This window comes from Gelidimonas denitrificans (assembly GCF_055694065.1).
The window spans coordinates 2,557,105-2,579,596 of record NZ_CM146350.1 but is presented as its reverse complement, the minus strand read 5'-3'; the positions used below and the strand labels follow the sequence as shown (position 1 = coordinate 2,579,596).

22 protein-coding genes are annotated in these 22,492 nt (G+C 56.1%); 12 read left to right on the top strand and 10 right to left on the bottom strand.

Features of this window, described 5'->3' with window-relative positions:
- The first annotated feature begins 328 nt into the window (after positions 1–328).
- Genes FKCLFG_RS11995 through FKCLFG_RS11980 form a run of 4 tightly spaced genes read left to right on the top strand, consistent with a single transcriptional unit; the run spans position 329 to position 4,934 of the window.
- Positions 329–457 (top strand): hypothetical protein, encoded by a 129-nt coding sequence (locus tag FKCLFG_RS11995; protein WP_472613317.1) that lies wholly within the window; start codon positions 329–331, stop codon positions 455–457.
- The gene (locus tag FKCLFG_RS11990) at positions 454–2,172 is read left to right on the top strand and encodes a type I secretion system permease/ATPase (protein ID WP_472613316.1); all 1,719 of its coding nucleotides are present in this window, start codon (positions 454–456) and stop codon (positions 2,170–2,172) included. Before FKCLFG_RS11995 ends, FKCLFG_RS11990 begins: the two co-directional genes overlap by 4 nt.
- Before the next feature lie 12 nt (positions 2,173–2,184).
- Positions 2,185–3,558, top strand: coding sequence for an HlyD family type I secretion periplasmic adaptor subunit (locus FKCLFG_RS11985; protein WP_472613315.1), 1,374 nt, complete (start codon positions 2,185–2,187; stop codon positions 3,556–3,558).
- A 2-nt stretch (positions 3,559–3,560) separates the two neighbouring features.
- Positions 3,561–4,934, top strand: coding sequence for a TolC family outer membrane protein (locus FKCLFG_RS11980; RefSeq protein ID WP_472613314.1), 1,374 nt, complete (start codon positions 3,561–3,563; stop codon positions 4,932–4,934).
- A gap of 233 nt (positions 4,935–5,167) precedes the next feature.
- Here the strand turns inward: FKCLFG_RS11980 and rapZ are convergent, their stop codons facing one another.
- The 7 genes from rapZ to FKCLFG_RS11945 all read right to left on the bottom strand — a co-directional run bounded on the left by rapZ (position 5,168) and on the right by FKCLFG_RS11945 (position 11,081).
- Positions 5,168–6,055, bottom strand: a complete 888-nt coding sequence (gene rapZ / locus FKCLFG_RS11975; RefSeq protein WP_472613313.1) for an RNase adapter RapZ — start codon at positions 6,053–6,055, stop codon at positions 5,168–5,170.
- A gap of 66 nt (positions 6,056–6,121) precedes the next feature.
- A complete protein-coding gene (gene hprK, locus FKCLFG_RS11970) occupies positions 6,122–7,060 on the bottom strand; it encodes an HPr(Ser) kinase/phosphatase (protein ID WP_472613312.1) in 939 nt (312 codons plus the stop codon).
- A 69-nt stretch (positions 7,061–7,129) separates the two neighbouring features.
- On the bottom strand, positions 7,130–7,612 hold the full coding sequence (locus FKCLFG_RS11965; protein ID WP_472613311.1) for a PTS sugar transporter subunit IIA: 483 nt from the start codon (positions 7,610–7,612) through the stop codon (positions 7,130–7,132).
- A gap of 243 nt (positions 7,613–7,855) precedes the next feature.
- Positions 7,856–8,476 carry a hypothetical protein gene (locus FKCLFG_RS11960; RefSeq protein WP_472613310.1) on the bottom strand — a complete coding sequence of 207 codons (621 nt, stop codon included), beginning with the start codon at positions 8,474–8,476 and terminating at the stop codon, positions 7,856–7,858.
- 55 nt (positions 8,477–8,531) lie between these two features.
- Positions 8,532–9,380: an NADPH-dependent 7-cyano-7-deazaguanine reductase QueF gene (gene queF, locus FKCLFG_RS11955; RefSeq protein WP_472613309.1), complete on the bottom strand. Its 849-nt coding sequence runs from the start codon at positions 9,378–9,380 to the stop codon at positions 8,532–8,534.
- A gap of 17 nt (positions 9,381–9,397) precedes the next feature.
- Positions 9,398–10,933 carry a threonine ammonia-lyase, biosynthetic gene (gene ilvA / locus FKCLFG_RS11950; protein ID WP_472613308.1) on the bottom strand — a complete coding sequence of 512 codons (1,536 nt, stop codon included), beginning with the start codon at positions 10,931–10,933 and terminating at the stop codon, positions 9,398–9,400.
- The gene (locus tag FKCLFG_RS11945; protein WP_472613307.1) at positions 10,887–11,081 is read right to left on the bottom strand and encodes a hypothetical protein; all 195 of its coding nucleotides are present in this window, start codon (positions 11,079–11,081) and stop codon (positions 10,887–10,889) included. The genes ilvA and FKCLFG_RS11945 overlap by 47 nt, the downstream gene beginning before the upstream one ends.
- Before the next feature lie 53 nt (positions 11,082–11,134).
- Between FKCLFG_RS11945 and FKCLFG_RS11940 the strand changes: the two genes are divergently transcribed.
- The 4 genes from FKCLFG_RS11940 to FKCLFG_RS11925 all read left to right on the top strand — a co-directional run bounded on the left by FKCLFG_RS11940 (position 11,135) and on the right by FKCLFG_RS11925 (position 16,908).
- Complete coding sequence (locus FKCLFG_RS11940) at positions 11,135–11,626, top strand: YqaA family protein (protein WP_472613306.1); 492 nt, start codon at positions 11,135–11,137, stop codon at positions 11,624–11,626.
- Between the two features lie 222 nt (positions 11,627–11,848).
- Complete coding sequence (locus tag FKCLFG_RS11935) at positions 11,849–15,844, top strand: DUF3683 domain-containing protein (protein ID WP_472613305.1); 3,996 nt, start codon at positions 11,849–11,851, stop codon at positions 15,842–15,844.
- Between the two features lie 21 nt (positions 15,845–15,865).
- Positions 15,866–16,303 carry an HIT family protein gene (locus FKCLFG_RS11930; protein WP_472613304.1) on the top strand — a complete coding sequence of 146 codons (438 nt, stop codon included), beginning with the start codon at positions 15,866–15,868 and terminating at the stop codon, positions 16,301–16,303.
- Positions 16,304–16,470: 167 nt separating this feature from the next.
- Entirely contained in the window at positions 16,471–16,908 is a 438-nt protein-coding gene (locus FKCLFG_RS11925) for a gamma-butyrobetaine hydroxylase family protein (protein WP_472613303.1), read from the top strand.
- A 21-nt stretch (positions 16,909–16,929) separates the two neighbouring features.
- On the opposite strand, the gene FKCLFG_RS11920 is transcribed toward FKCLFG_RS11925, so the two are convergent.
- Complete coding sequence (locus FKCLFG_RS11920; protein ID WP_472613302.1) at positions 16,930–17,427, bottom strand: hypothetical protein; 498 nt, start codon at positions 17,425–17,427, stop codon at positions 16,930–16,932.
- 63 nt (positions 17,428–17,490) lie between these two features.
- Here FKCLFG_RS11920 and FKCLFG_RS11915 point away from each other — a divergent pair, with 63 nt between their 5' ends.
- The 3 genes from FKCLFG_RS11915 to FKCLFG_RS11905 all read left to right on the top strand — a co-directional run bounded on the left by FKCLFG_RS11915 (position 17,491) and on the right by FKCLFG_RS11905 (position 20,412).
- Complete coding sequence (locus tag FKCLFG_RS11915; RefSeq protein ID WP_472613301.1) at positions 17,491–18,720, top strand: ice-binding family protein; 1,230 nt, start codon at positions 17,491–17,493, stop codon at positions 18,718–18,720.
- 132 nt (positions 18,721–18,852) lie between these two features.
- A complete protein-coding gene (locus FKCLFG_RS11910; protein WP_472613300.1) occupies positions 18,853–19,959 on the top strand; it encodes an OmpA family protein in 1,107 nt (368 codons plus the stop codon).
- Positions 19,960–20,265: 306 nt separating this feature from the next.
- A complete protein-coding gene (locus FKCLFG_RS11905) occupies positions 20,266–20,412 on the top strand; it encodes a lmo0937 family membrane protein (protein ID WP_472613299.1) in 147 nt (48 codons plus the stop codon).
- 290 nt (positions 20,413–20,702) lie between these two features.
- On the opposite strand, the gene FKCLFG_RS11900 is transcribed toward FKCLFG_RS11905, so the two are convergent.
- Together FKCLFG_RS11900 and FKCLFG_RS11895 are read right to left on the bottom strand one after the other, a co-directional pair.
- Positions 20,703–20,918 carry a glycine zipper 2TM domain-containing protein gene (locus tag FKCLFG_RS11900; RefSeq protein WP_472613298.1) on the bottom strand — a complete coding sequence of 72 codons (216 nt, stop codon included), beginning with the start codon at positions 20,916–20,918 and terminating at the stop codon, positions 20,703–20,705.
- A gap of 92 nt (positions 20,919–21,010) precedes the next feature.
- The gene (locus tag FKCLFG_RS11895) at positions 21,011–21,322 is read right to left on the bottom strand and encodes a BON domain-containing protein (protein WP_472613297.1); all 312 of its coding nucleotides are present in this window, start codon (positions 21,320–21,322) and stop codon (positions 21,011–21,013) included.
- 321 nt (positions 21,323–21,643) lie between these two features.
- Between FKCLFG_RS11895 and FKCLFG_RS11890 the strand changes: the two genes are divergently transcribed.
- Positions 21,644–22,378 (top strand): Crp/Fnr family transcriptional regulator, encoded by a 735-nt coding sequence (locus FKCLFG_RS11890; RefSeq protein ID WP_472613296.1) that lies wholly within the window; start codon positions 21,644–21,646, stop codon positions 22,376–22,378.
- Positions 22,379–22,492: the final 114 nt, after the last annotated feature.

Here is a 22,492-nt window from a genome sequence, read left to right as displayed (position 1 = left end):
GAGCCGATATTACAAAGCGGTGATTCTGCTGCTCGGGCTGATTCTGGCGCTGGCAGCGACAAACTTCACGATTCACGATTCCCGATTGGGACCAGGTTGGTCCTGAAGATTGCGGTGTATCGCAGTAGCAACAGATTGTTGCAATCCAATATCAAAATGTGACGGATATCACAAGCCATGCTATGATCTGCGCCTGTGATAAATGTCACATTCTGTGTGATGTGCATCATCACAACCATCCCGCAAAACACCAGAATCTGCCAGATTGCGGCGTCCTCGTGCAAGTGGATTGCATCGTTTTGGAACCCTGAAAAGAAAGCTATTAGCCATGCAAGAAGACAGTGTGCTGTTGCCGCAGCAGCGGATGCCTCATATCAATCCACGTGTATCTTGTTCTCCCGCTATTGTTGATTGTGTCGGCGATATGTCAGGGTTTGCAGAAATGGCGGGCTTATGAAATCCCGGCTGCAAATTCCCAAAAATGAAATCATGCAGGCGCTCTCTAGCTTTAAGAGCGTCTTCCGCACGATTGGTGTGTTTAGCGCCATTATTAATTTATTGATGCTGGTGCCTTCAATTTACATGTTGCAGGTGTATGACCGCGTACTGGCTAGCCGTAACGAGGTTACCTTGCTGATGCTTACGCTGATCATGCTGGTCGCTTACTTGTTCATGAGCGTGCTTGAGTTCGTGCGTAGTTTTATTTTGGTGCGATTGGCGGCCAAGATGGATATGCAGCTGAACACCCGGGTGTATACCGCAGCGTTTGAGCAAAACCTCAAGCAGGGCGGTGGCAATGCAGGCCAGGCACTGATGGATTTGACCAGTATTCGCCAGTTCATGACGGGTAATGCCCTGTTTGCATTTTTTGATGCACCCTGGTTTCCGCTGTATTTGCTGGTGATTTATTTCTTTAATACATGGCTCGGTCTGCTGGCGACATTCGGCACGATCATTCTGGTGGTGCTGGCATATGTGAACGAACGCGTTTCGCACAAGCCGCTGGCGGAGGCCAATACCATGGCCATCGCATCCAGCACTATGGCCACCAATAATCTGCGCAATGCCGAAGTGATCGAATCCATGGGCATGCTGCCGAATTTGCAGGCACGCTGGTTCAAGCTGCATACCAAATTCCTACGCTTGCAGGCCGAGGCCAGTGAAAAAGCCGGCATCGTTGGTGCGTTTACCAAATTTACCCGTATTTCCTTGCAATCTCTGGTGCTGGGACTGGGCGCGTTGCTGGTGATTCAAGGCAAGATTACCCTGGGGATGATGATTGCCGGTTCGATCCTGATGGGCCGCGCCTTAAGTCCGGTGGAGCAGTTGATCGGCGTATGGAAACAATTTGCCGGCATGCGCAGTTCCTACGAGCGCCTGACTAAGCTGTTGGAGGCTAATCCGGCGCGTGAAGCGGGCATGGCGCTGCCCAAGCCTCTGGGCGCCTTGTCGATTGAGGGCGTCACTGCGGCGCCTCCCGGCAGCAAGGTTCCTGTGTTGAATGGTTTGAGTTTTGCGATTGCTCCGGGCGATGTGTTGGGCGTGATTGGCCCTAGCGGTGCGGGCAAATCGACGCTGGCGCGACTGATGGTGGGTGTGTGGCCGGCAATGGTGGGCAAGGTGCGTCTGGATGGCGCCGATATCTACCGCTGGAACAAAGACCAGCTGGGACCGAACGTCGGCTATCTGCCGCAAGATATCGAACTTTTTGCCGGTACTGTCAGTGAAAACATTGCGCGCTTCGGCGAGATTGATGCCGAGCAAGTGATTGTGTCAGCCAAGCGCGCCGGTGTGCACGACATGATTTTGCATTTTCCGCAGGGATATGACACCCGTCTGGGTGAGGGCGGCGCCGGTTTGTCGGGCGGCCAAAAGCAGCGCATCGGCCTGGCCCGGGCGATGTATGGCGACCCATCCTTTATCGTGCTCGACGAGCCTAATTCCAATCTCGATGATGTCGGCGAACAAGCGCTGGTGGCGGCTATTAACGATCTGCGCGAACGCGGCAAGACGATTGTTTTGATTACGCACCGCACCAGCATTATTGGCATTACTTCCAAGCTGTTGCTGTTGCGCGATGGTGCAGCACGCATGTTCGGGCCGCGCGACGAAGTTCTGGCAGCGCTGGCGCAGGCAAATGCCGACAAGGCCCGGCTGGTGGCGAATTCTTAAACAGGAATGATCATGAAACAATTGGGCAATGTAGTTAATCTGAGCAAAGGCGACAAGCCAGCGCAGGATGTGGTTTCGCATGAGGTACTTCCGACAGAAGTTGCAACGGACCCTGCCAGTTATGCTCGCCTGGGTTGGCTGGTGGTGCTGGTGGGCGTGGTCGGATTCCTTTTGTGGGCTTTTTTTGCGCCGCTCGATAAGGGCGTGCCGATATCAGGGTCGGTGATTGTCTCGGGTAATCGCAAGGCAATTCAGCACCAAAGCGGCGGCACCGTGCAAGAAATCCTGGTCAAGGAGGGCGATGTTGTCACAGCTGGTCAGGTGCTGGTGCGCATGAATGACGTTCTGGTCAAGTCGGCCGCCGATATCAGTCGGATGCAGTACTTTAACGATCGCGCGATTGAGGCCCGTTTGATTGCCGAACGCGATGGCAAGTCTAAAATCGTCTTTTCGGAAGAGTTGCTCAAGGAAAAAGCAGATCCCCGAATCGCGAACAACCTGTCATTGCAGGAACAATTGTTTTTCTCGCGACAATCGGCGCTGCATAGCGAACTGGCAGGTCTGGAGCAAAATATTGCCGGCCTGAAAGTACAGACCCAAGGCTTGCGGGAATCCATGCAAAGTAAAAAAGAGCAGCTGGTGTTCCTGAAAGAGCAGCTGGCGGGCATGCGTGATCTGGCCAAGGATGGCTACATTGCGCGCAACCGGCTGCTGGATCTGGAGCGTACCTACGTTCAGACCAACGGTGCGATTTCTGAAGATATCGGCAATATCGGCCGCGCCCAAAGTCAATACATTGAGCTGGGTTTGCGCCGCAGTCAGCGCCAGCAAGAGTATCAGAAAGAAGTGCGCTCCCAGTTGGTTGAAGTGCAAAAAGAGGCGGAGGCTTTGCAAAGTCGTCTGACTAGCCAGAACTTTGAGCTGGCCAATGCAGAGGTCAAGGCGCCAGTCGCAGGCACGGTTGTCGGCTTGACGGTGTTTACCAACGGCGGCGTGGTCGCGCCCGGTTTTCGGATGATGGACATCGTGCCTAATGATGAACCATTGATTGTTGAGGGACAGATTCCGGTCGAGTTGATCGACAAGGTCAAAGTCGATTTGCCGGTGGAAATGATTTTTTCTGCACTCAATCAAAGCAAGACACCGCATATTCCGGGCATCGTCACCCAAGTGTCGGCTGACCGTTTGACGGACGAGCGTACCGGCATGCCGTATTACAAGCTTAGGGCCAAGGTAGCGCCATCTGGAGCAAAAATTGTTGCTGCTGTGCAGATACGTCCCGGCATGCCGGTGGAGATTTTTGTGCGCACCGGTGAGCGCTCGATGATGAGTTACTTGATGAAGCCCTTGTTTGACCGCGCCAAAACTTCATTGTCCGAGGAATAATCATGGCTAGTACAAGCAGAATGTTTACTGTATTAGCGTCGACGTTGGCGTTGGCATCGAACCTGGCAATCGGCGTGGCGCAAGCGGCGCCCATGAATTTGCTGCAGGCATATCAGGCCGCGCTGCAAAACGATCCGACCTATCGCGGCGCGATTCATGAAAACCAGGCCGGTCAGGAAGCGCGCAATATGGGGCGCTCCTACCTGCTGCCAAAATTGTCTGGTCATTATGCGACCAGCAAAAACCAGGCAGACATCACGCAGACCGGGCGGGATATTCGGGGTTTGCCTGCCAGCAATACCACTCATCCGGACTATACCAGCGTCAATGCCGCAGTGACGCTGCGGCAGCCGATTGTCAATTTTGAGGCGCTGGCCTTGTACCACCAGGGCGTTGCCAAAACCAATTACAGCGATGCCCAGTTTATCGGGCGCAGTCAGGACTTGATGCTCAGGCTGGTGGCGGCCTATGCGGAGGTGCAATACTCCGAAGATCAGCTTACGTTGGCAGCGGCGCAGCGCGATGCGTATCGTGAACAGATGCATGTCAATGAGCGCTTGTTCAAGCAAGGCGAAGGCACCCGGACCGACATGCTGGAAACCGAAGCGCGTGCCAATTTGGCTGAAGCGCAGGTACTTGAGGCGCAAGATAATGTGATAGTTGCACGGAATACCCTGACAGGCATCGTCGGCATCGAAATAACGGAACTGGCACCGCTGAATCAGGATTTTCGTCTGTTGCCTTTGCAGCCGGCGATCTTTCAGGAGTGGCGCGACATGGCCTTGGTCAAGAACGCCGAGATTGTCGCGCTCGGATATGCAGTCGATATAGCGCATCAGGAAATCAATCGGCAGCGCGCCGGCCATGCGCCTTCGCTGGATTTGGTGGGCAGCTACGGCAAACAGAAATCGACCAGCACGAACACGCTCGATCAGGACGCGAATGTGCGTAGTATCGGCGTGGAACTCAGTATTCCGCTGTTTTCCGGCGGTTATGTGAGTGCTGCCACGCGTCAAGCCGTGGCCAATCATGAAAAGGCGCGTAGCGATCTGGACGTCAAGATCAATCAGGTGTCGGTAGAGTTGCGCAAGCAGTTCAGCCTGATGCAAAGTGCCGGCCCGCGCATCGATGCGCTGGTCAAGTCTGCTGATTCGGCCAGCCTGCTGATTAAAGCCACGCGGCAAAGCATCAAGGGCGGCGTGCGTATCAATCTGGATTTGCTCAACGCACAACAGCAGTTGTATACCTCGCGGCGCGATCTGGCGCTGGCGCGCTACAACTACCTGCTGGCGTATCTGCGCATGCGCAGTGCGGCAGGTACTCTCAATGAGCAAGACCTGGGCAATATCGCCGGGTATTTCGTGGCGGCTCAATAGGGTTGACAGGGACGGGTCGGGTCCAAAACCCGCCCTTTCGTCGCCCCGGTGAGTGGACAGGTTTGGAGCCTGCCTCTAGCAGACAATAGTTGGCTGGTAGGTTGGGGCTGAACTTGCGAAACCCGAAATGCAGTCTAATCGGGTCTCATGCCAAGTTTCAGCATTAAAAATATACCAAGCGCTGTATTTTAGGATTCCGCACATTATATATGCGGTAAATGCAGTGTTTTTACCTATACTGCCACTTTCTCTGGTCTCGGTCCAAGTTCCCGATGACGCAATACCACGTGCTCCGCGTGTTCAAAGTATTTTGCCAGCTGTTCGGCCATATACACCGAGCGGTGCTGACCGCCGGTGCAGCCGATGGCCACCGTCAGGTAGCTGCGGTTATTTTTCTTGAAAGCCGGCAGCCATTTTTCGACGAAATTGCGAATATCGTTGAACAGGTCGGCGGCGTCCGGTTCTGCATCCAGGAAGGCGATGACCGGCCCATCCCGGCCCGTCAGCGCGCGCAGGTTGCTGTCGTAAAACGGGTTCGACAGAGTGCGCACGTCAAATACCAGGTCGGCATCCAGCGGGACGCCGAATTTGAAGGCAAACGATTCGAATAGCAGCGTCAGCGGCGTGCCCTTGATTTCGACCAGATCGGAAATCCACAGGCGCAATTTGCCCACACTCATGCCGGAAGTGTCGATTACCTGACTGTGGCCTTCGAAGGCTACTAATGTCTCACGCTCTTCCCGAATGCATTCTTCCAGGGTGCGGTGCCGCTGCGCGCCTTGCCCAAAATCGGTGCGGTGCGACAGCGGGTGGCTGCGGCGCGTCTCGGAAAATCGTGTGATCAGCGATTCGGTTTTGGCCGTCAGGAACAAGACCTTGACGTCGTGTCCTTCGCTTTTCAGGCGCCCGATGTCGGGCGGCAGCGCAGCGAACGACTTGGCGCTGCGCGCATCGATGGCAATCGCCGCAGTATCGACGCCCTCTGCGCTAAGAGTTGCAATCAGAGCGCGCAGCAGGGTCGGGGGCAGGTTGTCGACGCAATACACGCCGGCGTCCTCCAGCGCATTCAGTGCGACCGATTTGCCGGAGCCGGAAATGCCGGTAATGAGAATAATGCGCATGGATCTATGATTTTATAAGGGAAGAGGAAAAAAGATGGGGAGCCGTTTAGCCGATCCATCATAGCGTCAATCTTCGCTCATCGCCTTGCGCTGGCGTTCCATGAATTGTTCCAGCGTATCGATGCCGCGCAATTGCAGGATGGTGTTGCGTACTGCCGCCTCCAGCAAGACCGCGATGTTGCGACCTGCCGCCACCGGAACGATGACCTTGCGCACCGGCAGCCCCAGCACGTCTTCGGTCTGCGATTCAAACGGCAGCCGGTCCATATGATCTTCCAGCACGCCGCGGCGCACCAGGTGCACGATCAGTTTGAGCCGCATCTTGCGGCGCACCGCCGTCTCGCCAAAGATCGTCTTGATGTCCAGCAAGCCCAGGCCGCGCACTTCCAGCAGGTTTTGCAGCAACTTGGGGCAACGGCCCTCGATCATGTTCGGCGCGATGCGTGAAAATTCGACTGCATCGTCCGCTACCAGGCCGTGGCTGCGCGAGATCAGCTCCAGCCCCAGCTCGCTTTTGCCGAGCCCTGACTCGCCGGTAATGAGCACGCCGACTCCCAGCACATCCATGAATACGCCGTGCATCGTGATGTGTTGCGCGAGCTTTTTGGACAAATAGACCCGCAGATAATCGATCACCTGCGCGGCCGGCAAGGGAGTGGAAAACAACGGGATGTTTTTCTCATCGCAGCCCGCCATGATGTCGATTGGTGTTTCCAGCCCCTGCGCAATGATCAGCGCCGGCGGCTCGCCCGCCAACAGTTCGTGCGTTTGATAGTCGCGCGACTGCACCCTGAGATTTTTGTAATATTCGATTTCCTGATGCCCGAACACTTGAATCCGCCCAGGATGAATCAGGTTCAGATGGCCGACTTGGTCAGCCGCCGAGGCGGCGTCGCCGGATATCAGTCGTTCGCTGCCGGAGAAGCCGGCAAACCATCCCAGCTCCAGTGCTTCACGGTTGTCGTCAAACAGTTGCTGAATAGTGAGCGGCGTGGTTGGTGGCATGGTCGGATGTGAGTGCTGGTTTGAAAAAAAAGGGGATGGCCGCAAGCTGGGAATGTTGGCGGTTAGCTGCTAGCGAGAAGCGGCAATTTTTTGCTGTTGTGGTTCCCAGGAGACTATGCGTTGGTGCACGGATGCCATGTCGGGGTCGGTGGTGAGCGCTGCACGAATCGCATCATCGGAAAACATTTCGGCTATTTCCGACAGGATTTCCAGATGCTGCTGTGTCACATGATCCGGAATCAGCAGGAAAATCAGCAATTTAACCGGTTGTCCATCGGGGGACTCGAAAGGAATTGGCTCGGCCAGGCGCACGAAAGCGGCCAGCGGCGCTTTCAAGCCCTTGATGCGGCCATGCGGCACCGCCACGCCATGACCGAGACCGGTCGAGCCCAGGCGCTCCCGCGCGAACAGGTTGTCGGATACGTTGGAGCGCGCGATACCGCAATTATTTTCAAAAATCAGGCCGACTTGTTCGAAAGCTCTTTTCTTGCTAGAGACTTCAAGGTCGAGCACGACATTGTTAGGTGGCAATATTTTTGCGAGATTTGTCATGATGCAAATAGTAATGGTGCAATGCACAATCGGTCCATGTGACGGCGATTATAAGCTTCTTTGCAGCCTGCGTAATGATGTGCAACAGATGTTAAGTGCTTGTCCACGAAAAACACGAAAAGCACGAAAAACCGCATGACAATTCTTTTGATTGTTATTTATCAGTAGTGCAGGCCTGCACTACTGAAATATCACGTGCTTTTCATGGACATGTTTTTTCGATTGGATCATGCGCAACATCAGTTAGTTGAAATTAATGCGTCCGAACAGGAACAATACATCGCCATTGCCTTTGTTGTTGGAAAGACGCGGTATGTAGGCGGCCATCAGTTTTGCATCGGGGGTGCCGATCGAAGCCACCGGCAAGACTGCCGGAAACGGCACGCCGCCCCAGGTGTCGCTGCGGCTAACGAGCATCGCGGTCCAGCCGGCGCCGACCTCCAGTTTGCCTGCGATCGGCCAGATCCACTGGTAGGCGTAGCCGGCCATGAGTTGCGGGTCGTAGTGGGAATCCGAAATCGCCATTCCAAATAGGTATTCTTCATCCCCATTCGGGTTGCGCAGGGTTTTTCCGTAGCCCAGGCCCCAGGCGTTTTCGTTGAATTCTCTGATGCGTTCGGGCGTGTAGGTGTTTCTGCCGTGATGCGCGTAGCCGGACAGGAACAGGCTGGCTTCGCCCTGATCGTTGATCGCTTCAGCTTTGGTGCGCACCTTGTCTTTGGTTTGCTGCCACCAGCCGAGGTTTTCAGTTGTATTGTCTGCCGCCGTCGCGCTGCAGGACGCGGCCAGCAGCACCGCGGCAAGGCCGCAACCGCTGGCTGCAGCCTTGCATCGCCTGAGAAAATTTGTTGCGAACCATGTCATTGCGTGCTGTCCTCGACTGCATCGGTATTTCGATTATTGGACGCCAATGCCGGCGTCACTGGCGGGCATTGCGTAAGTTCAATGCTTGTGTGCCGGTGCTGAAATTGCTGCGCCAGGGATTGATGTCGAGCCCACCGCGCCGCGTGTAACGTGCATATACAGCCAGTTTTTGCGGTTTGCATTGGCGCAGGATGTCGATGAAAATCCGCTCCACGCATTGTTCATGGAATTCATTATGAGTGCGAAATCCGATCAAATATCGCAGCAAGCCTTCCTCATCAATTGGCGCGCCATAATAACGTATCTGCACGCTGCCCCAGTCCGGTTGGCCGGTTACCAGGCAATTCGATTTCAGCAGATGCGACACCAGCGTTTGTTGCACCGGCGCTGTGTTGGGGATGGTTTTAAGTAATGCCGGATTAGGCGTGTAATCGCTGACTTCAATATCCAGCCGGTCCAGCAACTGGCCTTCCAGTTCGCCGAATTTCAACGTCCCGAAAGATTCCGGCAGGGTCAGCGCAACCTGCACCGGCGCGCCGAATCCTGCCGACAAATCGGTGTGCAGCAAGTGCAGCAGCGCATCGGTGCCAGCCAGCCGCGTCTGGTTGAAGGAATTCAGATACAGCTTGAGAGATTTGGATTCGATGATGTTGGGCGAATCGGCCGGCACCGTGATGGTGGCAATCGCCACTTGCGGTTTGCCGCGCAGATTCAGCCAGGATAATTCGTAAGCATTCCAGATATCGAGGCCGAAAAAGGGCAGAGTGCCCAGCTCCGGCCCCAGCCCCAGTTCATCCCTTTTGCCCTGGCGGGCGATGGAAAAGAGCAGGGCAGGCGCGTATTCGGCCTGGTAACTGGCGGGTTTGCCCAGTGGCGACTGGTCCGGCGTGGAGGGCGTGCTCATTGTGCTTATCCTAAAAATTATCCTAAAAACAGCTTATAGACCGGATTTTCGTTCTCGTCCCAATGGCGGTAGCCGACCGTGTTCAGGAATGCGCGAAAGTCTTTCATTTCCTTCTTCGGCACTTGCAAGCCGATCAGAATGCGGCCGTAATCGGCGCCGTGGTTGCGGTAGTGAAACAGGCTGATGTTCCAGTTAGGCGCCATGCTGGACAGGAAGCGCGTCAGCGCGCCGGGGCGCTCCGGGAATTCGAAGCGGTACAGCAATTCGTTTTGCGCCAGCGGGCTTTTGCCGCCGACCAGGTAGCGAATATGCAATTTTCCGAGTTCGTCATCGGTCAAATCGAGCGTCTTGAAGCCGTGTTTCTCGAATTTTTTGGTGATCTTGCCGGCTTCGTCGCGATTCGCGATCTGGATGCCGACGAAGATGTGCGCCTCATGTTCGTCGCTGATGCGGTAGTTGAATTCTGTCACATTGCGCGGCCCGATCAGTTCGCAGAAGCGCTTGAAACTGCCGCGTTCTTCGGGAATAGTGACAGCGAATACCGCTTCGCGCGCTTCGCCGACTTCGGCCCGTTCGGCGACGAAGCGCAGGCGGTCGAAATTCATGTTGGCGCCGCAGGCGATGGTCACCAGGGTTTCGTTTTTGAGCGGCTTCTTGTCCGCGCGGGCGCGTTCGATATACGCTTTCGCGCCCGCCACCGCCAATGCGCCGGCTGGTTCCAGGATGCTGCGCGTGTCCTGAAATACATCCTTGATCGCCGCGCAGATGGCGTCGGTATCGACCAGGATCACTTCGTCGACATATTGCTGGGCCAGGCGGAAAGTTTCTTCGCCCACCAGCTTGACCGCGGTGCCGTCGGAGAACAGGCCGACATCGGGCAGTGTGACGCGTTTGCCCGCTTTCAGGCTGCGCGCCATGGCGTCGGAATCGATGGTCTGCACGCCGATGATTTTGATGTCGGGCCGGACCTGCTTGACATACGCGGCCACGCCGGCAATCAGGCCGCCGCCGCCGATGGCGACGAAAATGGCGTGGATCGGGCCGGCATGCTGGCGCAGGATTTCCATCCCGATGGTGCCCTGGCCGGCGATCACATAGGGGTCGTCGAACGGGTGAACGAAGGTCAGCTTGTGTTTCTTTTCCAGCGTCAGCGCATAGTCATAGGCATCGGTGAAGGAGTCGCCGAACAGCACGGTTTCAACCAGTGCGCCGCCGCGCGCCTTGACCGCCTCGACCTTGACCGGCGGCGTGGTGGTGGGCATCACGATCATCGCCTTGCAACCGAGCTTTGCCGCCGCCAGCGCGACACCTTGCGCGTGGTTGCCGGCCGAGGCGCAAATCACGCCGTGTTTCAATTGTTCCGGCGTTAAGTGCGCCATCTTGTTGTAAGCGCCGCGTAGCTTGAAGCTGAACACGCTTTGCATGTCTTCGCGCTTGAAATAAATTTTGTTGCCCATGCGCTCAGATAGAGTTGGCGCGAATTCCAATGGGGTTTCAAAGGCTACGTCATAGACGCGGGCAGTCAGGATTTTCTTCAGGTAGTCGGTATTCATTATGGTTGGGTGGCGTCGATTTGAGTGCGGCATCATCTGGTGCGCAATCCGGCTCGAACACGGCTGGCGGCCGGTCGGGTGCGCAGCTGGCATCGGCGCGGATAGGCGCCAAGCCATGACGCGGATGTGAAAAATGCCAAGTGGTCATTGCTGGTCGCTTATTATAATGGACGTTTTTTTCGCGACCGTCCAAAGTCTTTCATGCTTGAATCTGCAATCGCTTGGCTATTAAACGTTCTGGCGCTGCCAAAAATCGGGCTGACATCGGTTTTCGTGGTCGCCTTTATCGCTGCGACTTTGCTGCCGTTGGGCTCGGAGCCGCTGATTTTTGCGGTGATCAGGGCCGATACTGCGCTGTTCTGGCAAGTCATCCTGGTGGCTACCGCCGGCAATACGCTCGGCGGCATGGTCAATTACTGGATCGGCTATGGCGCCAAGAGCGTCTTTGCAAAAGAGCGGGAAAGCCGCTGGTTCGGCTGGTTGCGTCGTTTCGGCGCGAAAACGATGCTGCTGGCTTGGTTGCCCGGCGTGGGCGATCCGATCTGCACCCTGGGCGGCTGGCTGCGCTTGCCGTTCTGGCCTTGCGCTGCGTACATGGCGCTGGGCAAATTCTGCCGCTACATCACGGTGACCTGGCTGCTGCTCAGTGTGCCCAATGGCGTGTGGCGCCAAATCGCACTCTGGCTGGCCTAGCGTTTTTTATATACAGTGTCATGTATAAAATACATACGCATATTATATATGCGGAAAATACCGTATTTTAATACATACTCCCGCTATAAATAGATTGCGTGCAGACCCGATCCAGGCGCCGTGCAAGCCGTGTTAAGGCGTATGAAACGCAAGGCTGTTGCAACGTGCTGCAGCGCGATACGCTAAAATGCTTTTTTAGTGTCAGTCCCACACCACCACGCCATGAACGCCCCAGCACACATCCAAGCCTTGCTCTCAGACGCGCCCGCCGGCTCCGGCGCTGCGCCGACCCGTTTGCGCGAAATTCCCTATAACTACACGTCGTTTTCCGACCGCGAAATCGTCATCCGCCTGCTCGGCGAAGAAGCCTGGAAGCTGCTCGACACGCTGCGCGGCGCGCGCCAGACCGGGCGCTCCGCCAGGATGCTGTACGAAGTCCTGGGCGACATCTGGGTGGTGCAGCGCAATCCCTATCTGCAAGACGACATGCTGGACAACCCCAAGCGCCGCCAGAGCCTGATCGATGCGCTGAACCATCGCCTGGCCGAAGTTGAGCGCCGTCGCGTCACCACTGACCTGGCCGATGCCGGCGATGCCGAAGCGGTCAAGCGCAGCGTCAGCGTGGAAGCGCTGCTGAAAGCGGCGCGCCAGGCGGTGGCCGATTTTGCCGAAGATTTCCGTCGCACTTACGACTTGCGCCGCCGCGCCACCAAAGAGCTGCGGCGCTATACCGAGAAAGACAACATCAAGTTCGACGGTCTCTCGCGGGTGTCGCACGTGACCGATGCCACCGACTGGCGCGTCGAATATCCGTTCGTGGTGCTCACGCCGGATACGGAAGATGAGATGGCCGGTCTGGTCAAGGCCTGCATTGTGCTCGGTCTGACCATCATTCCGCGCGGCGGCGGCACCGGTTATACCGGCGGCGCGATTCCGCTGACGCCTTTTTCGGCCGTCATCAATACCGAAAAACTGGAGCAGTTGGGCGCGGTTGAAATGCGCACGCTACCCGGCGTGGATCGTGAATACGCAACCATTTATTCGGGCGCAGGCGTAGTCACCAAGCGCGTCTCGGACGCAGCCGAGCAGGCCGGTTTCGTGTTCGCGGTCGATCCGACTTCGGCGGAGGCGTCCTGCATCGGCGGCAATGTCGCGATGAACGCCGGCGGCAAGAAGGCGGTGCTGTGGGGCACGGCGCTGGATAACCTGGCCTCGTGGCGCATGGTCGACCCGAACGGCGACTGGCTCGAAGTCACGCGCATCGAACACAATCTGGGCAAGATTCACGATCAGCCGGTGGCGAAATTCAAGCTCGAATGGTCGCATCCGGGCGCCAAAGGCGAGCGCAGCACGCCGTTCAAAACCGAAATGCTGGAGATCGAAGGCCGCAAATTCCGCAAGGAAGGCTTGGGCAAGGATGTGACCGACAAATTCCTGTCGGGTTTGCCGGGCGTTCAGAAAGAAGGCTGCGACGGGCTGATCACTTCGGCGTGCTGGATTTTGCACAAAATGCCGAAATTCGCCCGCACCGTCTGCCTGGAGTTTTTCGGTCAGGCCAGCGACGCCATTCCGAGCATCGTCGAAATCAAGGATTACCTCGATGCCGAAACCAAAAAAGGCGGCGCAGTGCTGGCCGGCCTGGAACATCTGGACGAGCGCTATTTGCGCGCAGTTGGCTACGCCACCAAATCCAAGCGTGGCGTATTGCCGAAAATGGCCTTGTTCGGCGACATCGTAGGCGACGACGAGAACGCAGTCGCGCAAGCGGCCTCGGAAGTGGTGCGCATCGCCAACACCCGCGTCGGCGAAGGTTTCGTCGCAGTGTCGCCTGAGGCGCGCAAGAAATTCTGGCTCGACCGCGCCCGCACCGCAGCCATTTCCAAGCATACCAACGCCTTCAAAATCAATGAAGACGTGGTGATCCCGCTGGACCGGATGGGCGAATACACCAACGGCATCGAGCATATCAATATCGAACTGTCGATTCGCAACAAGCTGCAATTGATCGACGCGTTGCGCAATTTCTTCACCGCCGGCAATCTGCCGCTCGGCAAGAGCGAGGATGCCGAAGGCGAGGCGATCCCCGATGCGGAGATGCTGGAAGACCGCGCCCATCAGGCTACGGAATTGCTCGATCTGGCCCATGCGCGCTGGACTTATCTGCTGGAAAACATCGACAAGCCGCTGGCGCAATCGAGAGATATTCTGCTCGCGCTCGGCCTGGAAAAACTGGCAACCGTGTTTGCGCAACGTTTGATTGCGCAGCCGGATGCACTGGTATTTCATGTGCTGCAAGATCGCACCGTGCGCGTGTCCTGGAAGCAGGAAGTGCGCGCCGCGCTGCGCCAGATATTCAGCGGCGCTGCATTCAAATTGATCCTCGATGAATGCACCGCAATCCACCAGCGCGTGTTGCGCGGGCGGGTTTTCGTGGCGTTGCACATGCACGCCGGCGACGGCAATGTGCATACCAATATTCCGGTCAATTCCGACGATTACCAGATGTTGCAAGATGCCCACGCGGCGGTGGGCCGCATCATGGCGCTGGCGCGTTCGCTGGGCGGCGTCATTTCCGGCGAGCACGGCATCGGCATCACCAAGATCGAATACCTGACCGACACTGAAATCGACGCATTTCGCGATTACAAACAGCGCATCGATCCGGAAGGCCGCTTCAACAAGGGCAAGCTGCTGGCCGGCGCCGATTTGCGCAACGCTTACACGCCGTCGTTCGGCCTGATGGGCCACGAATCGCTGATCATGCAGCAAAGCGATATCGGCGCGATTTCCAATAGCATCAAGGATTGCCTGCGCTGCGGCAAGTGCAAACCGGTCTGCGCCACCCACGTGCCGCGCGCGAATTTGCTGTACTCGCCGCGCAACAAGATTCTGGCGACCTCGCTGCTGGTGGAAGCCTTCCTGTACGAAGAGCAAACCCGGCGCGGCATCTCGATCAAGCACTGGGACGAGTTTTCCGATGTGGCCGACCATTGCACGGTATGCCACAAGTGCGTCACGCCGTGCCCGGTCGATATCGATTTCGGTGAAGTGTCGATGAACATGCGCAACCTGCTGCGCAAGATGGGGCAGAAGAAGTTCAATCCCGGCACCGCTGCCTCGATGTTCTTCCTCAACGCCACCGATCCGGCCACCATCAATGCCACCCGTACCGCGATGATCGGCTGGGGCTACAAGGCGCAGCGCCTGGGTCACGACATCCTGAGGAAGTTCGCCAAGAAGCAGACCAAAGCGCCACCGGCTTCCGTCGGCAAGCCGGCGGTCAGGGAGCAGGTGATTCACTTCATCAACAAGAAGATGCCCGGCAACCTGCCCAAGAAAACCGCGCGCGCGCTGCTCGATATCGAAGACGACAAAATCGTGCCGATCATCCGCGACCCGCAAACCACCACGGCGGATACCGAAGCCGTGTTTTACTTCCCTGGTTGCGGCTCGGAACGGCTGTTCTCGCAAGTCGGACTTGCGACGCAAGCGATGTTGTGGCACGTCGGCGTGCAGACCGTATTGCCGCCGGGTTATCTGTGCTGCGGCTATCCGCAACGCGGCAACGGCGAGTATGACAAGGCCGAGAAAATGATGACCAGCAATCGCGTGCTGTTTCATCGTATGGCCAATACGCTCAATTACCTCGACATCAAGACCGTGATCGTGTCGTGCGGCACTTGCTACGATCAATTGGCGACCTATGAATTCGACAAGATATTCCCCGGCTGTCGGATCATCGACATCCATGAATACCTACTGGAGAAAAGCGTCAAATTGGAAGGCGTGGCCGGCACCCGTTACATGTACCACGAGCCATGCCACAACCCGATGAAACTGCAAGAGTCGGGCAAGACCATCAATGCGTTGATCAGCACCGTGGACAACATCAAGATCGAGAAAAACGAGCGCTGCTGCGGCGAATCCGGCACGCTGGCGGTCAGCCGTCCTGACATCTCGACCCAGGTCCGCTTCCGCAAGGAAGAAGAGATGCAGAAGGGTGCCGACAAGCTGCGCGCCGACGGTTTCACCGGCGAGGTCAAGATTCTGACCAGTTGCCCATCCTGCCTGCAAGGTTTGCTGCGCTACAACGACGATAGCGATACCGATGCCGACTACATCGTGATCGAACTGGCCAAGCATCTGCTGGGCCAGAACTGGATGCCCGAATACGTCGCCCGCGCCAATGCCGGCGGTATCGAGCGCGTATTAGTATAAAAAGCCGTATAAGGACTGGATTTGACAACGCAGATCGATTGTGAATTATGTTCTTTGCAGGGCGGCGAAGTCGTGCATGTTGCGGCCCACTGGCATGTGGTGCTGGTGGATGACACCGGCTATCCCGGCTTTTGCCGCGTGATCTGGAACGGTCATGTGCAGGAAATGACGGATTTGTCGCTGGCGGAGCGCGATATGCTGATGGCGGCAGTGTGGCAGGTCGAGGCTGCGGTGCGCGACGTGATGCAGCCGCACAAGATCAACCTGGCCAGCCTGGGCAACATGGTGCCGCATTTGCACTGGCATGTGATCCCGCGTTTTGAGGACGATGCGCAGTTTCCCGCCCCGGTCTGGGCCCAGGCGCAACGCGCAACGGCGCCCGAAATTCTGGCGCAGCGCAGAGATCTGCTGCCGACCTTGCGCACCGCGATCCGGGCCAGGATGGCTTCGCTGATTTAATTGCATATAGAGTATATTTAATAACCGCAATGAATATATGCGGAAAATGCCATAAAAATTGAAATACTCCTTAGTTTCTAAAAATATTCGGTTGCGCTGTTCGTGTTTTTCGTGCCTTCCGCGAGCAATCTGCAGCAGCAGTAATTTAATCAAACTGGACAATCATCATGACTGGATCGAAACAAACCGCAGCAACGCCGATTCCAACCGAATTGACCGTGCGCAAGCAATCAAAGGTATTGGAAATCACTTTTAACGATGGCGCTGCGTTCGTGCTGCCGTTCGAATTGCTGCGCGTGTATTCGCCGTCGGCCGAAGTGCGCGGTCACGGCCCGGGGCAGGAAGTGCTGCAGACCGGCAAACGCGAGGTGGAACTGACGGCGCTGGAACCGGTCGGCAACTACGCGGTGCAGCCGCATTTTTCCGATGATCACAATACCGGCATCTACACTTGGGATTACCTGTATTGGCTGGGCGCCAACCAGACTGATCTATGGGCTGAATACCTGGCGCGTCTGGAGACAGCCGGCCATAGCGCCGATGCCGGACGCACGACTCCCATGACCGCCGCCTCCGACGGTCACGCTTGCGGTCACAAGCATTAATGATTAATGATTAATGCATGATTAATGCGCCGAAAAAACTCCATCTTTGGGCAGAATCTGGAATGATTCCCTGACCAAACGGTCGAACCGGATAGCAGTCCAGAAACCCGCCTCAAGCCCAGCGCTGATGCGGGTTTTTTTTACCTGTTTGTCCCCGACTATTTGCTTGAGAATCCTGCTGCAAATATGCAAAATTATCTCTCCCGGCAATAATTTTCTGACGATTTCATCATGGAAGAGCCGTTCGATTTCGTCATTCGACGATTCCGGCAGGACGGCCATGTTACGCAAAACAATATTTTTTCTCCGTATGTGCGGCAGCGAACAGAACTTCCCGGCCGAAACCCTTACAATGCACGCGTGACGGATAGTCGCGCCAAAGCCTGTCTGCGCGATGTTGTGCAACCGGTGCCGTAGTGGGTCAATCCGTCTGTGGAGCACGACGCAACTGTAAAAAATAGCGACAACAACAGCGGTCAGACCGAAATTTTTCGGCACCGGATTGGCATCGAAACACAAGGAACACAAATGAAAAATCAGCAACGCTATGCGAAACCGTTCATGTGGTTTTTAGCATTACTCATGACAGCACTTGTGGCCGGATGCGGAGGCAGTGGCGGGCGAGATTCGATTCTGGGCGCGGACGTTGCCGCAGCCGCAGCCATTTTTGTCCCGCCAGCGGGTGCGGTCAACCCAGGCGCATGTACTGCCGCGGGGCCCACGGTGACTGCATCGAATCCGATTAATGGCAATCAGCTGGTGACCACCAGCACGTCCGGTGTTGCTGGCGGCGGGAAAACGATCACTGCCACTTTCAGTGAAGCGATGAATGGCGCAACGATCAACCCAACAACCTTTACGCTGGCGCGAACGAACGGAACTGCGCTGATACCAGCGTCGGTGAACTATAGCGCTAACGCAGCGACCTTAAATACCGCATCGGCTCTCTTGGCCAATACCAGTTACACGGCGGTCATCCAGGGTACGGTCACGAACGCTGCCGGCACCCCAATCGGCTGTAACTATGTATGGACCTTCAAAACGGCAGCCGCCGCCGTCATCGGTGCCCCGTCGGTCAATCTGGGATCGGCAGCCACGTATGCTATTGCGTCCACTGCCGGAATAACCAACGCCGCCGCCACCACGATTAACGGGAATGTGGTGCTGGACCCAAATGCTACGTGCAACGGCGAGTCCGTTCTGGCGGCCGGAACTTTTGGCCTTTGCGATGGCAAGGCTCCAACGCTCAATGGCGTGGTGGCCAGTCCGCTATTCCCGGATGCCGGAGTTACTTCGGGCGCGGTCAAGGCCGATTTGCGGGCAGCGTATCTCGCCCTTTCTCCCGCAATAACGATAGGAGCAACCGCGATACCGGCTGGCACTACTTTAGGAAACTCGGTCGGGAGCACCCTTGTGCCGGGAGATAATTATTTCGTTCCTGGCGTCTATCAATCGCTGACGTCGATTTTGATCACGGGCGATGTTACGCTCGACGCCAAAGGCGACCCGGATGCCGTCTTCATCTTCCAGTCATCAAGCACGATAGGCACGCTAGGCGGCGCTGATCGCATTCTCCTGGTTGGCGGTGCCAAGGCTTCCAACGTCTGGTGGTGGGCCGGCAGCGCAGCGACGCTTGGAACAGGTACTCTTTGGCAGGGCAATATCCTGGCCAGCGATGACGTGACGATGCTCGTCGGAGCAACCTCGTGTGGCAGATTGTTTGCAGGGGCGTCTACGGATGGCGCGTTTGTTTTGAACAATAACGTCGTTTCCGTACCGGGTAATCCGAGTGGCCCTGCCACTTGCCAGTAAGAAGGCTTGAGGCATCAAAGGCAAAGGCCGGCAGAGTCATTTCTGCCGGCCTTTATCAAGGGACTGATAAATATTGCTCACGTTGCGTTATGCAACTGGCATAACAAGTATTTAACTCCTCTGGAGAAGAACATGAAATTAGCAAGAGCCTCAGGGACGCTGGGTTTGGTGGCATTCGCTGTTATCACCAGCCCAATCGCAGCGGCGCAGGATTCCGGCTGGTACCTCGGTGCCAACGCTGGCCAGTCGAGAGCGAAAATTGACGACGAGCGGATTACCGGTAGTCTGTCTGGAAAAAATTTCACCGGGATTTCGATCGACGATGACGATCGCGACACCGGCTATAAGCTGTTTGGTGGCTACAAGTTCAACAAGAATTTTGCCCTTGAAGGCGGTTATTTCGATCTGGGAAAATTCGGTTATACAGCGACCACCACGGTGCCGGCCGGAACACTGAACGGTAATAGCAAGGTCAAAGGCTTGAATCTCGACCTGGTCGGGATGTTGCCGATCACTGAAAAATTTTCTGCGTTTGGCCGGGTCGGGGTGAACTACGCCGAAGCCAAAGACACCTTCACTGGAACCGGCGCAGTCAATGTGGTCAACCCGAACCCTAGCAAGCGCGACACCAACCTCAAAGTTGGCCTGGGGCTGCAGTACGCGTTCACTGAATCTCTTGCCATGCGCGCCGAGGTGGAACGTTACCGGATCGACGATGCGGTCGGCAACAAGGGCGACATCGATCTGGTCTCGGTCGGCCTGCTGTATCAGTTCGGCGGGAAAACCGCGGCCCCCGCGCCGCTGGCGGTGATGCCGGAACCGGTTGCCGTTGCTGCACCCGAGCCGGAAGCGCCGCTGCCAGCACCGGTGCCGGTGTCTGAAAAAGTCACGTTCGCGGCGGAAGCCTTGTTTGACTTCGACAAAGCGGTGGTCAAGCCTGAAGGCAAGGCCGCCCTCGATGATTTGTTGAACAAGCTGCAAGGCATGGACACGGAAGTGATGATCACGGTCGGTCATACCGATTCCATCGGCTCCGATGCTTACAATCAAAAACTGTCGATCCGCCGCGCGGAAGCGGTCAAGGCTTACCTGATCTCCAAAGGCATCGACGCATCGCGCGTGTACACCGAAGGCAAGGGCAAAGCACAGCCTATTGCCGACAACAAAACGGCGCAAGGCCGCGCCAAAAACCGCCGCGTCACAGTGGAAGTCGTCGGTTCGCGTACTGTGATGCAATAAGCTTTCACGCATTGCCAGCAATCCGCGCAAGCGCAAAGCCGTTCAGTCAAAATCTGAACGGCTTTTTTTCGTCGGTAGTCCGAAGCTTCTTTTTCCAGCGCCACCTGCCGTGCTGCGCATGCAATCCTGGGTGGCCGGCTACTGGAAAATACTTTGAAATATGTCCGGTGTGTACGTCAGCGTACAGACCCGGGGGATATGCTGGCGGATAATCATTTTCATGGGAAGCAGTTTTATGCTGGCCTACGCAGTGCGTTGAAACGGGTTGGCACGCACTGACAACACCACTTATAAAAAGGAAAAATCATGCTTTATACAATTGCTGTCGTTTTGATCATTCTGTGGCTGCTTGGCCTCGTCACGTCTACCGCCATCGGTGGCTTCATTCATATTCTATTGGTCATCGCCGTGATTATGATATTGCTGCGCCTCATCAAAGGGCGCGGTCTTTAGCAATGATTGAAACCTGTCTTCCAGGCGGGTTTCAAGATTCGCCGTAGCGCCGTATGCTGCTATGGAATGCGGCCATGTTCATGGTCGCATATGCATATACTGTCAATGGTATTTTTTAAGATCCAATGAATATATGCGAGAAGTATTGCTTTTAACGGCATACCCCACGAAATTTTTCGTTCTTTTCGTGTCTCTCCCAGACACGCAATACGTACATTAATATGAGATTTCCAAAAACACAGAAACGGGCGCGTTAGCTAACGCGCCCGTTTCTGTGTCCAGGTGCAAGCTTAATGCCTGACTTGATTGCCGATCACACCGCCGACTGCTGCACCGCCTACCGTGCCGATTGCGCTGCCTCCGGTCAGTACGGCGCCAAGAACGCCGCCTGCACCGGCGCCGACCGCGGTATTTTTATCTTGCCGTGACATGCCGGAACAAGCCGTCAAGCCAAGCACGAAGGCGATAGCCATCGTATGTACTGCTAATTTTTTTATTGTGTTCATGTTGAACTCCCTCGAAAGAATCAAAATAGGAGGGCAGTACCCGGTACTGCCCTCCTATTCATGGCCTGGCGCTACGCGCGCCAGTCGCGTGACTACTTCAGACGCATATCGTTTTTGACTGATTTCACGCCTTTGACTGCACGCGTTACCTTCACGGCTGTGGCGGCGTTGTCTTGGGAGCTCACAAAACCGCTCAGTTGCACTGCGCCCTGAAAGGTTTCGACATTGATTTCAGCTACCTTCAAGGTCGGCTCGTTGAGGATCGCGGCCTTGACGTTGGTCGTGATCACTGTGTCATCAATATATTGGCCGGTAGTTTCATGTTTTGCTGTTGTGGTGCAACCGACGATAGTGGTCAACATGAGTGCGGCGATTAGCGTGGATACAATTTTAAGATTTTTCATTTTGATACTCCTGGTTTGCTGATTGAAAAGATTATCCTGGCGACCCCGCCGCTGCAGAACGCACATGCGATGCTGTGGTGCAGCTTTGCGATGACACAAGATTAGAATTTAAATACATCCATGTCTGTGCGCCAACACACACAGCAATATTGCCTTTTTACACAGTCCCAGTTTTGTAATGTGTGGTAACGCACAGACAAAAATGCGCAAGGTGCAATGCGGCGCAGACGGACGGGGTGGGCGTGTTACCCTGTCGGCCGTGGCGTTCTTTCGGACGCCTTGTACCTTCCAACTATTAAGATTAAAAGCAGGAACCCCAATATGTCCTGTATGCATGATCCGAATCAAAATCATCTGCTGGCAGCTTTGCTCGACACTGAATTCGACCGCCTGTCGCCCCATCTGGAATTGATTCCGATGCTGCTCGGCGACGTGCTCTATGAGTCCGGCGGCAAGTTGCAGCACGTCTATTTTCCAACTACATCGATCGTCTCGCTGCACTACTTGCTCGAAAACGGTGGTTCGTCTGAAATTGCCGGGGTTGGCAACGAGGGCATATTGGGGGTTTCTCTTTTCATGGGCGGCGACACCACGCCCAGCCGCGCCGTGGTGCAGACAGGCGGCTATGGCTATCGCCTCAAGGCACACATCTTGATGGAAGAATTCTATCGGGCCGGACCGGTGCTGCGTCTGCTGCTGCGTTATACCCACGCACTGATCACGCAAATGTCGCAGACCTCGGTGTGCAATCGTCATCATTCGGTGGAGCAGCAATTGAGCCGCTTTCTCCTGCTCACCCTGGACCGTTTGCCCTCGAATGAATTGACAATGACCCAGGAATTGATCGCCAATATGTTGGGCGTGCGGCGCGAAGGTGTGACCGAGGCAGCCGGGAAATTGCAAAGCTGCGGTTTTATCCGCTATCGGCGTGGCCATATCACCGTGTTGGACCGGTCCGGCCTGGAACAGCATGCCTGCGAATGTTATGACGTCGTCAAGAAAGAATTTGCGCGCTTGTTGCTGGATGTGCGCCAGCTCCAAGGCCGGTCGGCCTGACGGCGCAGAACCTCGACATCACATGCCGGACGCCGCGCCTTGCCGGCGTAGCGGCTGCGCGGTCACCTTGTTTGTACGAGGCTAGCGTTTTTTGTAATTCAGTTGCAATCTAAT